General features: G+C 59.1%; 13 protein-coding genes. 6 read left to right on the top strand and 7 right to left on the bottom strand.

The features are described from left to right. Positions 1-39: 39 nt before the first annotated feature. The 5 genes from ftsZ (at position 40) to RLO149_RS12445 (ending at position 7,268) form a co-directional block, all read left to right on the top strand. The gene (gene ftsZ / locus RLO149_RS12465) at positions 40-1,659 is read left to right on the top strand and encodes a cell division protein FtsZ (protein WP_013962453.1); all 1,620 of its coding nucleotides are present in this window, start codon (positions 40-42) and stop codon (positions 1,657-1,659) included. A gap of 203 nt (positions 1,660-1,862) precedes the next feature. Beyond that, positions 1,863-2,786, top strand: a complete 924-nt coding sequence (lpxC, locus tag RLO149_RS12460) for a UDP-3-O-acyl-N-acetylglucosamine deacetylase (protein ID WP_013962452.1) — start codon at positions 1,863-1,865, stop codon at positions 2,784-2,786. Positions 2,787-2,963: 177 nt separating this feature from the next. Next, complete coding sequence (locus RLO149_RS12455) at positions 2,964-3,830, top strand: outer membrane protein assembly factor BamD (protein ID WP_013962451.1); 867 nt, start codon at positions 2,964-2,966, stop codon at positions 3,828-3,830. Between the two features lie 34 nt (positions 3,831-3,864). Then, positions 3,865-5,514 (top strand): DNA repair protein RecN, encoded by a 1,650-nt coding sequence (gene recN / locus RLO149_RS12450; RefSeq protein WP_013962450.1) that lies wholly within the window; start codon positions 3,865-3,867, stop codon positions 5,512-5,514. Positions 5,515-5,582: 68 nt separating this feature from the next. Further along, positions 5,583-7,268, top strand: coding sequence for a chloride channel protein (locus tag RLO149_RS12445; RefSeq protein ID WP_013962449.1), 1,686 nt, complete (start codon positions 5,583-5,585; stop codon positions 7,266-7,268). Between the two features lie 6 nt (positions 7,269-7,274). On the opposite strand, the gene RLO149_RS12440 is transcribed toward RLO149_RS12445, so the two are convergent. The 6 genes from RLO149_RS12440 to RLO149_RS12415 form a co-directional block, all read right to left on the bottom strand. Further along, positions 7,275-7,619 (bottom strand): DUF427 domain-containing protein, encoded by a 345-nt coding sequence (locus RLO149_RS12440; RefSeq protein ID WP_013962448.1) that lies wholly within the window; start codon positions 7,617-7,619, stop codon positions 7,275-7,277. Between the two features lie 75 nt (positions 7,620-7,694). After that, complete coding sequence (locus RLO149_RS12435) at positions 7,695-9,485, bottom strand: aminopeptidase P family protein (protein WP_013962447.1); 1,791 nt, start codon at positions 9,483-9,485, stop codon at positions 7,695-7,697. A gap of 46 nt (positions 9,486-9,531) precedes the next feature. After that, on the bottom strand, positions 9,532-11,409 hold the full coding sequence (gene cobT / locus RLO149_RS12430; protein ID WP_013962446.1) for a cobaltochelatase subunit CobT: 1,878 nt from the start codon (positions 11,407-11,409) through the stop codon (positions 9,532-9,534). A gap of 1 nt (position 11,410) precedes the next feature. Beyond that, positions 11,411-11,809, bottom strand: a complete 399-nt coding sequence (locus RLO149_RS12425; protein ID WP_044025660.1) for a thermonuclease family protein — start codon at positions 11,807-11,809, stop codon at positions 11,411-11,413. 50 nt (positions 11,810-11,859) lie between these two features. Continuing rightward, a complete protein-coding gene (cobS, locus tag RLO149_RS12420) occupies positions 11,860-12,846 on the bottom strand; it encodes a cobaltochelatase subunit CobS (protein ID WP_013962444.1) in 987 nt (328 codons plus the stop codon). Between the two features lie 121 nt (positions 12,847-12,967). Continuing rightward, positions 12,968-13,594: a J domain-containing protein gene (locus RLO149_RS12415; protein ID WP_044025659.1), complete on the bottom strand. Its 627-nt coding sequence runs from the start codon at positions 13,592-13,594 to the stop codon at positions 12,968-12,970. A gap of 76 nt (positions 13,595-13,670) precedes the next feature. Here RLO149_RS12415 and RLO149_RS12410 point away from each other — a divergent pair, with 76 nt between their 5' ends. Continuing rightward, positions 13,671-13,928 carry a BolA family protein gene (locus tag RLO149_RS12410; RefSeq protein ID WP_013962442.1) on the top strand — a complete coding sequence of 86 codons (258 nt, stop codon included), beginning with the start codon at positions 13,671-13,673 and terminating at the stop codon, positions 13,926-13,928. Positions 13,929-13,937: 9 nt separating this feature from the next. Here the strand turns inward: RLO149_RS12410 and RLO149_RS12405 are convergent, their stop codons facing one another. After that, entirely contained in the window at positions 13,938-14,402 is a 465-nt protein-coding gene (locus RLO149_RS12405; protein WP_013962441.1) for a DUF4177 domain-containing protein, read from the bottom strand. Positions 14,403-14,497 lie beyond the last annotated feature (95 nt).

Here is a 14,497-nt window from a genome sequence, read left to right as displayed (position 1 = left end):
CGCCCGCGAATGCGGGCAGCAGCACAGGCGGATTTGATCATGACACTTACTTTATCGATGCCGGGACAGGCGGAACTCAAACCACGCATTACAGTTTTCGGCGTCGGCGGCGCTGGTGGTAATGCGGTAAACAACATGATCGAAAAAGCGCTCGACGGCGTCGATTTCGTGGTCGCGAACACAGACGCGCAGGCGCTGCAGCAGGCCAAATCAGACAACCGGGTTCAACTGGGCGTCAAGGTAACCGAAGGTCTTGGCGCCGGCGCGCGCGCAACAGTTGGCGCCGCAGCTGCCGAAGAAAGCATTGAAGAGATCGTCGATCATCTGGCGGGTGCGCATATGTGTTTCATCACCGCTGGTATGGGCGGCGGCACCGGGACGGGGGCCGCGCCTATCATCGCGCAGGCCGCGCGCGAACTGGGTGTGCTGACTGTTGGCGTTGTGACCAAACCGTTTCAGTTTGAAGGCGGCAAGCGGATGCGTCAGGCCGAAGACGGCGTTGAGGCGCTGCAAAAGGTCGTGGATACGCTGATCATCATTCCGAACCAGAACCTGTTCCGGCTTGCCAACGAGAAAACAACCTTCACCGAGGCGTTTTCCATGGCGGATGATGTGTTGTACCAAGGCGTCAAGGGTGTCACCGATCTGATGGTGCGCCCTGGCCTGATCAACCTTGATTTCGCGGATGTGCGCGCTGTCATGGATGAAATGGGCAAGGCGATGATGGGCACCGGTGAAGCAGACGGTGAGGATCGCGCCATTCAGGCCGCTGAAAAAGCCATTGCCAACCCGCTGTTGGACGAGATTTCTTTGCGCGGTGCCAAGGGTGTTCTGATCAACATCACCGGTGGTCACGATCTGACGCTGTTCGAACTGGACGAGGCGGCCAACCGCATCCGCGAAGAGGTCGACCCCGATGCAAACATCATCGTTGGCTCAACGCTCGACACGGACATGGGCGGATTGATGCGGGTCAGCGTTGTGGCAACCGGTATCGATGCGGTGGATGTGAATACGGATATTCCAGTGCCGCGCCGCTCCATGTCGCAACCGCTTTCTCCTCCCGTTGTCGTGCAGGAACCACTTGAAGAGACCATGCCAGCGGCAGAAATCCCGCAGGAAGTAGCAGCCAGTGCCGAACACGTGGAAGAGCCTTCCTTGTTCGAAGGCCTTGACGGTGCGGGCGATGCAGCCCCTGCAAGCGACGATGGTTTTTTCGACGTGCAACCGGCGCAGGATGAAGTCAACGATCTGCCGCCGCCTGCGTATCAGCCACATGTACCTGCATTCGAACCGGCACGGGACATGGTCGACACAGCGGCTGACAGTTTCGTGGCACCCCGCGCACCCGCGCCGGGCACACCGTCACCGGAAGCGATGGCACGCCTGCGCGCAGCGGCGGAAAAATCCGCTCCACGTGGCCAGGTGAGACCACAAGCCGTGGCAGCCGATGCCACGGAAGAGCGCCCTCGGTTCGGGATCAATTCCCTGATCAATCGCATGACCGGGCACGCGGAGGCGGGGCAGCCTGCTGCGCCGCGGCAACAGCCGCAAATGCAGAACCGGGCCGCAGCGCCCGCTGCAGTGCCGCAAGACCACGATGACTCGGATCAGGAACGCATCGAAATTCCCGCGTTTTTGCGCCGTCAAGCCAACTAAACCGATCACGAAATGACGTTAAAAGGCCACCTTAGGGTGGTCTTTTTTCGTTTTATATCATGCGCTTAATATTATGATGGCGTGTTTGCGCTCAATTGTAACAGTTGTGTTTCAGACGGTTGCAAAGATTGAGTTGAGCCTTTGCTCGCCAGTCCTTAGTTACCTAAGCAACCGGACAGTAGTCCGCCGTTTTTGGAGGCCACGTGCAAACGACGCTCAAATCATCGATCAGCTTTTTCGGCTATGGTCTGCACTCAGGCCAGCGCGTTAGCATGATTATCCGCCCCGCTTCGGCAGAGCACGGGATCTGGTTTGCGCGTACCGATGTTGCTGTTGGCGATCGGATGATCCCGGCCCGCTGGGATGCGGTGTTGCGCTCACCCCTGTGCACGAAGCTTGAGAACGCAACCGGTCTGCAGGTATCGACCGTTGAGCATGTGATGGCTGCTCTTGCGGGATGTGGTGTGCACAACGCTCTGATCGAAATCGACGGTCCCGAAGTGCCTATTCTTGACGGATCGGCGGCCCCCTTCGTACGCGGGATCATGCAGCGCGGGTTGCGGACATTGAACGCACCGGTGCGTGCTTTCGAAGTTCTGAAACAGGTAACCGTCACGGATGGAGTTGCTTCGGCCACTCTCGCGCCTGCTGAAACATTGAAGATCGATTTCGAGATCGATTTCGAAGACGTGGCCATCGGGCACCAAAAGAAATCTCTGGTCATGAACAACGGCAGCTTCGCGCGCGAACTGTGCGACAGCCGTACGTTCTGCCGTCAGGCCGACGTGGATGCGATGCGCGCAAACGGTCTGGCATTGGGCGGCAACTCTGGTGAGAACGCGGTTGTTTTCGAAGGGGATCGCGTGCTGAGCCCGGGCGGTTTGCGTCACAGCGACGAACCTGTGCGCCATAAAATGCTCGACGCTCTGGGCGATCTGGCCTTGGCTGGTGCGCCTTTGATCGGACACTACAAAGGCGTGCGTGCCGGTCATTCCCTGACCAACACACTGTTGCGCACCCTGTTCGCGACGCCGGATGCGGTACGCATGATCGTCTGCGATGAGGCTGCGGCGTCACGCCTGCCGGGATACGGTCTGGTGTGGGATGAAATTCCCGCCGTAGCGTGAATAATTCCACTTGCAGAATGTCCTGTCGGCATCACCCGGTAAATTCTTTGGTAGGTCACACAAGCTTATACACTTCGTGAACGCAAATGGCATTTTGCCTCCCGAAATTCTATGCTAGGACAAGCGGGCGCGGTGGGTGAAAGTCTGCTGCGGAGGAAGAATCGAAGGTATCTGGGCATGAGTTGGCGAGGATCTGCACAGCGTTTTTCAGCGATTGCGCTCGTGGTTGTCGGCATTGCCGGGTGCACCAGCGATCCCGGTCGTACAACCGGTACCTTCTTCAATCCGCAGGAAGTGCCGCTGGAGGCTTTCGAGGCCGAGCAGATCTTTGAACGCGGCGAATTCGAACTGACCCGTAACCGCCCTGACGATGCTGCCTTCTATTTCGCTGAGATCGAGCGGCTGTACCCCTATTCGGATTGGGCGCGCCGCGCGTTGATCATGCAGGCGTTTTCGTATCATCAAGATCAGGACTATCCCAACAGCAGGTCAGCCGCGCAGCGGTTCATCGACTTTTATCCCGATGATGATGATGCCGCCTATGCGCAGTACCTGCTGGCGCTCAGCTATTACGATCAGATCGACGAAGTCGGGCGCGATCAGGGGCTGACCTTTCAGGCGCTTCAGGCGTTACGCCAAACGATCGAACGCTATCCCGACAGCGAGTACGCGCGCGCCTCCATCCTGAAATTCGACCTCGCCTTTGATCACCTTGCGGGTAAGGAAATGGAAATCGGCCGCTACTACCTGCGTCGCGACCATTTTGCCGCTGCGATCAACCGCTTCCGCGTTGTGGTAGAAGACTTTCAAACCACCTCGCACACGCCAGAAGCGCTGCACCGGCTGGTTGAGGCCTATTTGTCACTTGGTCTGACGGATGAGGCGCAAACGGCGGGGGCTATCCTCGGATACAACTATCAATCCACGATTTGGTATCAGGACAGTTTTGCACTGCTGACCGGGCAGGGGTTGCGCCCGGAGGCAACTGGGGACGGATGGCTCGGCCAGGTGTACCGTCAGACCGTACGTGGCGAATGGCTCTGACGCGACCTGCATTACCGAAAAACGGATAGGGCCTATGCTGCGCGGGCTGGATATTCAAAACATGCTGATCATCGACCGGCTTGAGCTTGCCTTCGAGCCGGGTCTGAACGTGCTGACTGGTGAAACCGGTGCGGGCAAGTCCATTTTGTTGGATTCGCTCGGCTTTGTTTTGGGCTGGCGCGGTCGCGCTGATCTGGTGCGTCAGGGGGCGGAGCAGGGGGAGGTGACAGCATGGTTCGACCTGAGCGAGGATCACCCCGCACATGCCATTCTGCAGGAGGCGGGGCTGCCGGACGGTGATGAGCTGTTGTTGCGCCGCATGAACATGCAAGATGGCCGCAAGACCGCTTGGGTCAATGATCGGCGATGTTCGGGCGAGGTACTGCGGGCCTTGTCGGAAACGCTGGTGGAGCTGCATGGGCAGCATGATGACCGTGGGCTGTTGAACCCCCGTGGTCACAAGGCCATTTTGGACGAATTTGGCAAGCTTGATGCGCTGAAATCAAAAGTGCGCAAAGCATGGGCCGCAAAAGGAAAAGCGGCAAAGGCACTGGCTGCGGCAGAGGCTGCGATGGCAGCTATTCGCGACGAAGAGGACTTTTTGCGGCACGCGGTGGCAGAATTGGATACGCTCGCGCCGTTGCCCGGCGAAGAGGCAGAACTGGATCAGCAACGCCGCGCAATGCAGGGTGCTGAGAAAATCCGAAATGATGTGATCCGCGCGCATGAAGTTTTGGGAAATCAGGGGGCAGAGGCCGCTTTTTCGGATGCACTGCGTTGGCTTGATGGCGCAGCGGAGCGTGCAGAGGGCGCTTTGGAGGCACCGATGGCGGCTTTGGCCCGCGCCATGACGGAACTGGACGAGGCCATGGACGGCATCGTCGGCGCAATTGAAGGGTTGACCTTCAACCCTGCCGAGTTGGAAGACACCGAAGAACGCCTTTTCGCCATCCGTGCTTTGGCACGCAAGTATGATGTTTTGGCGGATGATCTGGCGGAATATGCCAATAGCCTGCGTCAAAAGTTGGACGCATTGGATGCCGGGGATGCGGATTTGTCCGCCTTGCAGATAGCGGCCAGGGAGGCCGAGGACCAGTATCTTGATGCTGCGGCCAAGCTGACGGCGGCGCGGCGCAAAGCGTCGGCTCGACTTGATAAAGCTGTAGCGGGCGAGCTTGCTCCTTTGAAAATGGAACGGGCCATCTTTACAACCGGGATCACTGAAGACGCCGCCGGACCTGATGGTGTCGATCTTGTCGCGTTCAGCGTTGCGACCAATCCCGGCGCGCCATCCGGCCCGTTGAACAAGATCGCTTCGGGCGGGGAACTCAGCCGGTTTCTGTTGGCGCTCAAGGTCTGCCTCAGCAAAAGCCAGAGCGGTGTCACGATGATCTTCGACGAAATAGACCGGGGCGTCGGGGGGGCGACAGCAGATGCTGTGGGGCGCAGGCTTGCGGCGATTGCAGATGGTGGGCAGGTTCTGGTCGTGACCCACTCGCCGCAGGTTGCAGCTTTGGGCACGCATCACTGGCGGGTGGAAAAGCATGTCTCGGACGGCATGACGACCTCGACTGTGACCGCTTTGCCGCGCCCTGCGCGTGTCGATGAAATCGCGCGCATGCTCGCCGGAGACACGATCACCGAAGAGGCGCGCGGGGCTGCGCGGGCATTGTTGGCAGGCTGACTGGCACTAAAGGGCTTTCACCTGCGTCTGGCTTGACCTAGACAGGAAAGGCGCAAGGGGCAAAATGAATGTCCGGGGATAAACGATCTTTTTTCAGCCAGCAGGTCGAAAGGCTGAAGACCTTCCTCGGGGAGGCGTATCGATTGTTGCGCCACCGTGGGCCGAGCCAGATACAGTTTTGGTTTATCGCTTTGGCAGTGGGCGTGGCCGCCGGCTTTGCGGCGTTGTTTTTCCGCAAAGGGATCAATGCGTTACAAACTTATCTTTACGGGACCGAAGACGTACGTCTGCTGCACAGCTTTGCGGAGTCACTGCCGTGGTACATGATTTTGATCATCCCGATTGGCGGCGGTTTGGTGGTTGGGATCATCCTGCATCTCTTTACGAACGATGGCCGTGCCCGTTCGGTTGCGGATGTGATCCACGGGGCCGCGATGAACAATGGTCGGGTGGAAACCAAAGCCGGTCTCGCGTCGGCGCTGGCGTCGATGATCACATTGGGCACGGGCGGCTCTACCGGACGCGAGGGGCCTGTCGTGCATCTGGCGGCAGTGATTTCGACGTGGGTCAACCGCCGTATCCTTGCCGACGGCATCACGGGGCGCGACCTTCTGGGCTGTGCCGTTGCTGCGGCGGTTTCAGCGAGTTTCAATGCGCCCATCGCCGGGGCATTATTCGCGCTTGAGGTTGTGCTGCGTCATTTCGCGGTCCATGCCTTCGCGCCAATTGTGATTGCCAGTGCCGCGGGCACCGTGATCAACCGGCTTGAATTTGGCGGCGTGACCGAATTCACGCTGACGACTGTGAACGAAGTACAATTCTATCAGGAATTACCCGCCTATATCATTCTCGGACTGGTCAGTGGCTTGGTTGCGGTGGCCTTGATGAAGGCTGTGTTCTGGTCCGAAGATGTGGGCAATAAGATACAAGACCGCTTTTCAATCCCGCGATGGCTGCGCCCTGCGATTGCGGGTGCCATGCTCGGGGGCATCGCAATCTACTTTCCCCACATCATCGGCGTCGGCTATGAGACGACTTTTCTCGCACTGGACGGGCAGTTATTGCTCTGGGATGCGATTGTATTTGCCATGCTGAAGACGGCGGCAGTGGCAATCACCATGGCCGGGCGCATGGGGGGCGGAGTCTTCTCGCCTTCGCTGATGATCGGTGCGTTGACGGGGCTGAGCTTTGGTCTGATCGCAACAAGCATCTTCCCGGATGTGTCCGGGTCAATATCCCTTTACGCCTTGGCGGGCATGGGGGCGGTGGCTGCCGCTGTGCTGGGCGCGCCGATATCGACGACACTCATCGTGTTTGAATTGACCGGTGACTGGCAAACAGGTCTTGCGGTGATGGTCGCGGTGTCGCTGTCCACGGCATTGTCGACGCAGCTTGTGGCGCGCAGTTTTTTCCTGTCCCAGCTTGAACGGCGCAACATTCACCTTGCGGCGGGGCCGCAGGCCTATCTGCTGGCTATGTTCCGGGTCAGTGGCCTTGTGCGCGGACGGGGTGATCCGAATGCGGCAGATGAATCCGCCTGCATGTCGATGATCGAAGAAGGCGTTTTTCTCAGCCCGAACGCAACCTTGGAAGCGGCAATGCCACTGTTTGAAGACGGGCGTAGTTTTGTGCCAGTCGCCTCGAAAGCCTCAGGGGAGGGGCCACCAGAGCTGGTGGGAGCCTTGTTCCATGTTGACGCCCTCAAGGTCTATAATCGCGCCCTTGCCGCCACTGCCGCAGAAGAGCATTCGTGACCCTGCTCAGATCTGTTCGACAGTGACATCCCCATCTGTGAAAAATGCCAGATGGCCCTTGATGCGCGACACAGCTTCGGCAGGGGCCTCATAGCTCCACACGACGTCTTTCAGTGTCGTGCTTTTGGTGACGACCGAAAAGTAACTGGCATCGCCCTTATGGGGGCAATGCGTTGATTTTTCTGACGTATCCAGAAAAGCCATCGCAATATCGTCGCGGGGGAAGTAGATGACCGGCGGGTAATCCCCTTCGATCAATTCCAAAGCTTCGCTGCTTTCGCCCAAAACCGCACCGCCTGCACGCACAGACCATGTTCCGTCTGCTTTCCGTATCGTAATATGTTGTGCCATCTTGGTTCCTTCCATGTTGTGCGCCACTCTATTTTCACGCCACATGATTGTAAACGCGGCATCCGTGGAGCGCCTTCAGAGAGGTGCGGTCGCAGCCTCCAGCCATTTCCGCGTATCTGCACTGACCCGTGGGCCGATTTTATCGGCCACATCCGCGTGATAGCTGTTGATCCAGTCGATTTCCGGTCTTGTCATCATCTCCTTGACGATCAGGCGTCGGTCAATCGGGGCATAGGTCAAGGTGCGCCATTCCAGCATCTCGCGTTCCGCATCGCCGTCGGGCAGGGCGGGGGCCTTGATCACAACAATCAGGTTTTCGAGCCGGATGCCGAATGCGCCTTCGCGGTAATAGCCTGGCTCGTTCGACAGGATCATACCGGGTTGCAGGGGCACCGAACTCACCCGGCTCAGCCGCTGTGGCCCCTCATGCACGCTCAGATATGCGCCGACGCCATGGCCCAGCCCGTGGTTGAAATCCTGCCCGGCCAGCCAGAGCGGCACGCGTCCGACCGCTTCGATCTCGCGTCCGGCAAGACCGACGGGCCAGCGCAGGCGGCTCATGGCGATCATGCCCTGCAACACACGGGTAAAGGCTTCGGCAGCGGCGCGGGGCGGGGCGCCGATGGGGATCGTGCGGGTGATATCGGTCGTGCCGTCAAGATACTGGCCCCCGCTGTCGAGCACGATCAACTCCCCCTCCTGCAGCAGGCTGTCGGTCTCTTCGGTGACGCGGTAGTGCATAATGGCCCCGTTTGGCCCGGTACCCGCAATGGTTTCAAAACTGATATCCTGCAAGGCATTGTCACTGCGCCGGAGCGTTTCAAGCCGTGTGACCACCTGCGTTTCGGTGATGCTCCCCGGCGCTTGCTGATCCAGCCATGCCAGCAGTTCCACCACAGCCGCACCATCGCGCAAATGGGCCGCCGCCGCGCCTTCTATTTCGGCCTCATTCTTGCAGGCTTTGGGCAATGCGCAGGGATCATCCCCCCAGACCACGCCGTCTCCGAGACGTTCCGCCAGATAAAGCGGTACGGTCGCTTTGTGCGCGCGCACCGGCCCTGCAAGATCGTCCAGAAAGCCCGGCAGCCTGTCCGGTGCGTGGATCGTAACGCCGTCCCCGAGATGCGCGCGTACCTCGCTCAATTTGGCCTCGGCGATGAACAGATGCACATGACCATCCGCCATCAATACGCAAAAGCCCTGCGCGATAGGGTTGCGCGCGATATCCGCACCGCGAATGTTCAACAGCCAGCACAGGGCGTCGGGCAGGGTGATCAGCGCTGCCGCTTCGCCTGCTTCTTTCAGGGTCGCGCCGAGGCGCGCGCATTTATCGCCGTGACTTTCGCCTGCAAATTCAAGGGGGTGCACTTTGGCAGGTGCCATCGGCGGCGCGGGTTGGTCATGCCAGATCGCATCCACCAGATTGGCGCAAGGCTGCAAGGTGATACCGCTGTTTTTCAGCGCCTTTTCCAGCGTTTCGATTTCGCCGGGCGTGTGTAGCCATGGGTCAAATCCGACGATACCGCCACTGGGCATCTGCTCTTTCAGCCAGCCGCCCAAGGATACGTCGGGCCAGGGCACGGGCGTGAAGTCTGCCGCGACCTGTGCCTTGACCTGCGTGCGATACCGCCCGTCTATGAACACGCCCGCCACCGGTTGCAAAACCGCGCAGAACCCGGCTGATCCGGTGAAGCCTGTCAGCCATGCAAGCCGTTCGTCATGCGGTGCTACATACTCGCCCTGATGCGCATCTGCCCGAGGCACCAGAAAACCGTCCAACTCGGCCTCTGCCATACGGTCGCGCAGTGCGGCGAGACGCGGGGGGCCCTGTTCCGGGCGGGCTGTGACTTCAAATGACTGAAACATAGCGATGGGTCCCTTTGATTTTGCCGCGATAGAACTGTAGCCGGGTTTAGCCTGCGCGGCGCATGCCCATGACGCGTGCGCGTGCGCGTGGATCACTGTCAAACAGAGCCGCCAGTTGTTCAGTCATCGCCCCGGCAAGCTGGTCGACATCGGTAATGGTGACCGCCCGCTCATAATAGCGGGTGACATCGTGACCGATCCCGATGGCCAAAAGCTCAACCGCTTTGCGCTTTTCGACCAAGGCGATCACGTCGCGCAGGTGTTTTTCCAGATAGTTCGCAGGGTTCACGGACAGCGTGCTGTCATCCACCGGCGCACCATCCGAGATGACCATGAGGATCTTGCGCGCCTCGGCCCGCATCAGCATACGCCGGTGCGCCCATTCAAGCGCTTCACCGTCGATGTTCTCCTTGAGCAACCCTTCTTTCATCATCAGGCCCAGATTGGGACGGGTCCGCCGCCAAGGCGCATCCGCTGATTTGTAGATGATGTGGCGCAGGTCGTTCAGACGGCCGGGCTGTTGGGGGCGGCCATCGTTCAGCCAAGCCTCACGGGCCTGTCCGCCTTTCCACGCGCGGGTGGTAAAGCCGAGGATTTCCACCTTGACGTTACAGCGCTCCAGCGTGCGCGCCAGCACATCGGCACAAATCGCTGCAATCGAAATGGGACGCCCCCGCATGGAGCCGGAGTTGTCCAGCAGCAGTGTCACCACGGTATCGCGAAACTCGGTGTCTTTCTCGACCTTGAAGCTGAGCGGCGTGGTCGGGTTGGCCACCACGCGCGCCAATCGGCCCGCATCCAACATCCCCTCTTCGAGGTCGAATTCCCATGACCGGTTCTGCTGCGCCTGAAGGCGTCGTTGCAGTTTGTTCGCAAGGCGGCTCACGGCCCCTTTGAGCGGCTCAAGCTGCTGATCGAGATAGGCGCGCAGGCGTTCCAGCTCAACCGGTTCGGCAAGGTCTTCGGCGTTGATCTCTTCGTCATGATCTCCGAGGTAGACCATGTAGTTCGGATCCGCATCCGACACCGGCTGCGGGGCGGGCGGTTCAAGCGGGGCCTCGCCCTCGGGCATTTCCGCTTCGTCGCCCATCTCCTGATCGGCCATGTCATCCATGGAGACCTGTGCCTGCGCGGCATCTTGCTGATCTTCCTGGCTCTGTTCGGGGGAGGCGTCTGCGTCTTCCTCGTCCTGATCATCCTGCCCGGTGCTGTCGGGTTCGTTCTGATCCTCGCTGCCATCTTCGGCGTCGTCTTCCTGATCCTCATCGATTTGATCGGGATCATCCCCAAGCTGGTCACCGTAGCCAAGATCAGAGATCATCTGACGTGCAAACTTGGCAAACGCGGCCTGATCCGCCAACGTCTCATCCAATGCGTCAAGCGTACCGCCCGCCTGCTCTTCGATGAAACCGCGCCACAGATCCATGACGTTTTGCGCCCCGGAAGGCAGATCGCGCCCCGTCGCAAGGTGACGGATCAGATACCCCGCCGCCGTGGCCAGCGGCACATCCGCCGCCTGCGTGACCTGATCATAGCCCTTTCGCATCGCTTCATGCGCGATCTTGGCGTCAATATTGCCCGCTGTGCCCGGCATGTCGCGCGCGCCCACAGCCTCGCAGCGGGCGGTTTCCATCGCCTCGTACAACTCGCGCGCCATTTCGCCCTGCGGCGCATAGCGTGCGTGTGTTTCGCCATTATGATAGCGCCGGTTCAGCGCCAGAGCATCCGCCGTGCCGCGCGCCAACAGAACCTCGGCGCGCGTCATACGACGACTGACCTGCGGCAGACGCATCGCATCCCCGGACAGGCCCGCCGGGTCCACCGAATAGCTGACCGACAGCTCAGGATCATCCGCCATGACCTTCGTCGCCTCGGTCAGTGCCTTTTTAAAGGCATCTGCGGGATTGTCGGATGGTTTGGTCATGTCAGGCTTTCAATCTTTCGCACCAGTTTATCCTTTTGCCGCCATCATACCGCACGGCCAGCCCTGCTTTCACCATTATTTCCGATACCGGAACGCCGTCAATGACCGCATTGGCCAATGGGCGTCGGTACTTGTCGATACCTTCAGGCGACAGGCCGACAAGTGTTGCCCCCCTAAGCCTGTCTTCAAGGTGTTGCGCGGCTCGCGTGCCCATCTGCTTTTCGAGCGCGCAACCCGGTCGAAACGTCTCGGGCTTATCGTAACCGGTGAGACGCACGTTCGCCCGTCCGTCTCGACAGGCGACGTCAATCGTATCTCCGTCAACGACCCTGATAACGGCACAGATCGGATTTTCCGCACGTGGCACGTAGGCGAGGGGTTTGTTGTTTTGTTCCTGCAAGCTTGTGCATCCAGCGAGACCGACCGCAACGGCATATAGGGCGCGGTGGGTCACCCTAAGCTCAGGCTTGCCGCGCTTTCGGGCAGTTCTTCGTCGAACAGGCGTTGGTAGAACTCGGCCACGGTCTGACGCTCCAGCTCGTCGCATTTGTTCAGGAAGGACAGGCGGAAAGCATAGCCTACGTTGCGGAAAATCTCGGCGTTCTGGGCCCATGCGATCACGGTGCGCGGGGACATCACGGTGGACAGATCACCATTCATGAAGGCGGTCCGTGTGAGGTCTGCAACGGTCACCATCTGCTTGACGGTTTTGCGCCCCTTTTCGGTGTTGTAGTGCGGGTTCTTGCTGAGCACGATGGCAGTTTCGGCATCAATGCTGAGATAGTTCAGCGAAGCCACCAGCGACCAGCGGTCCATCTGGCCCTGATTGATCTGCTGTGTGCCGTGATAAAGGCCGGTCGTGTCGCCAAGCCCGACAGTGTTTGCCGTCGCGAAAATGCGGAAATAGGGGTGCGGGGTGATGACCTTGTTCTGATCGAGCAGGGTCAGCTTGCCATCCACTTCCAGCACCCGCTGGATCACGAACATCACATCCGCACGGCCCGCGTCATATTCATCGAACACGATGGCGGTCGGATTGCTCAGCGCCCAGGGCAGGATGCCCTCCTGAAAGTCGGTGACCTGCTTGCCGTCTTTCAGCTTGATCGCATCCTTGCCGATCAGGTCGATCCGGCTGATGTGGCTGTCGAGGTTTACGCGCACGGCGGGCCAGTTCAGACGCGCGGCCACCTGTTCGATGTGAGTCGATTTACCTGTCCCGTGATACCCTTGGATCATGACCCGCCGGTTGTGCGTAAAGCCCGCAAGGATCGCGAGGGTCGTATCGGGATCGAATTTATAAGTGGAATCAACATCGGGAACGCGGTCGCTGGGTTCCGCAAAACCTTTCACGATCATATCGGAATCGATGCCAAACACGTCGCGGACATTAATGTCTTCGGTGGGCTTTGTATTAATGTCCAGTGCGCCATCGGCCATGAGCTTTGGTCCTTCGAATAACTTGGTTGAGGAGCAGGTGCAAACCTGCGCCATCTCGTGCAACATATTGCAGTGAGGTGCAAGGGAAAGGGGCGTGCCAATTATGGGCAATGATTACCCGTCAGCTTTTGAAGTTCCTGCTGCCCTTGATCTGATCCCACGCCCAAACGACTTCCTGCAATTGTTCTTCCTGACTGCGATCGCCCCCGTTCATGTCCGGATGCAATACCTTGATGAGCGCTTTATAGGCTTTGCGCACATCCGGCTTGCTCCACGTATCCTTTGCCTCGAGGATCTCCAGCGCACGGCGTTCGGTTGGTGGCAGGCGACGCCCGGCCTGCGCCCCTTTGCCGGGGTTCTGCGTCGCGTTCGACCCCAGCACCTGATGCGGATCCTCAATGCCAAGGCGGGCCCATGCCCGCGCTTCGGGGTCGCCCATCGGTTTTGTGTTGCGTTCCCACACCTTGTCCTTGGACATCTGGGCGTTCATCTCGGCCTCTGTGGTGCCGTCAAAGAAATTCCATTTCAGGTTGTACTCACGGACGTGCGTCTGGCAGAACCAGAAATAGTCATCCAGAACATCAGGCGCTTTGGGCGCGCGGTATTTGCCCGGGTCATTGCAGCCCTCTTTGTCGCAGATGCGTCTTGACGTCTCGGATGCGCCCGACATGCCGCGTCTGCTGCGTGGGTTTTTCTTCTTGGACGAAGAAACGGACATGTCGAATCCGAATGGATCAGGTTTTGTCATCATTGGCACCTATACGAGTCGAGGTTGCATAGTTTAGACTGACTGAAGAAAGATTGAAGGGGGCAGAGAGAAAAAAATGTCGAAACGGCAAGATATTGAGGACAGTTTGCAAAAAGCCTTCGCGCCGCGCGTGCTGGAGGTGGTGGACGATACCGAAAGCCACAGGGGACATGCGGGCTTTACCGAGGGTGTAGAGAGCCATTTCAACGTCATGATCCGGTCCGATCATTTCGCCTCGATGAGCCGCGTCGCGCGACATCGTGCCATCCATAGCGCTCTCGGGCCTGAGCTGATTGCGAAAATTCACGCTTTGGCACTTGATGTAAACGTTTAAGAAGGCGTTTTAACCATCTGATTTGTCTGTTTTTCGCGTCTCTGCCAGTTGTTTCAAAGACGTGGTGACGCCGGAGACATCGCTGACCTCCTCAACGCCATTGTCACGCAGCATTCGGCTGGCACCGGCGCTTTGCGAAGCGTCGTCTTGTGGTGTCTCTGGTGTCGTTGTCTCTGGCAGAACCTCTACCTCGGGTTCATCCGTGAGGGTTTCTTCAACGGTCTCCGATACTGCGCTCGAGGCCTCCGGTCGACGGAAGATCAGCATGTTTCGCCATTTGGTGGTTGTCGAGGTCAATCCCGCCCGTTCGGTCGAGGGCAGCGTTTCTGCGCGGAGGTATTCCCAACCCTCTGCTGCCATCGTGTTCATCGCCTCTTCGAGCGCATGACAGAACCGCGCCTCCGCTGTTTTAACACCCTTGGCTTTCAAGCCGCGTGTCGGGGCGGCAACGACCCGGTATTCATATCTTTGCATGCACCCTCCAACGGCTTTATCCCGTTGGTCTATAACAACGGATTGTGAAGGCGGAAAGTCTCATGCGCAACAGGTGTTGGGCGTGTTGTATTTGT

It is taken from the genome of Roseobacter litoralis Och 149 (assembly GCF_000154785.2).
Lineage (GTDB): Bacteria > Pseudomonadota > Alphaproteobacteria > Rhodobacterales > Rhodobacteraceae > Roseobacter > Roseobacter litoralis.
This window is presented reverse-complemented; position numbering and strand designations above follow the sequence as displayed.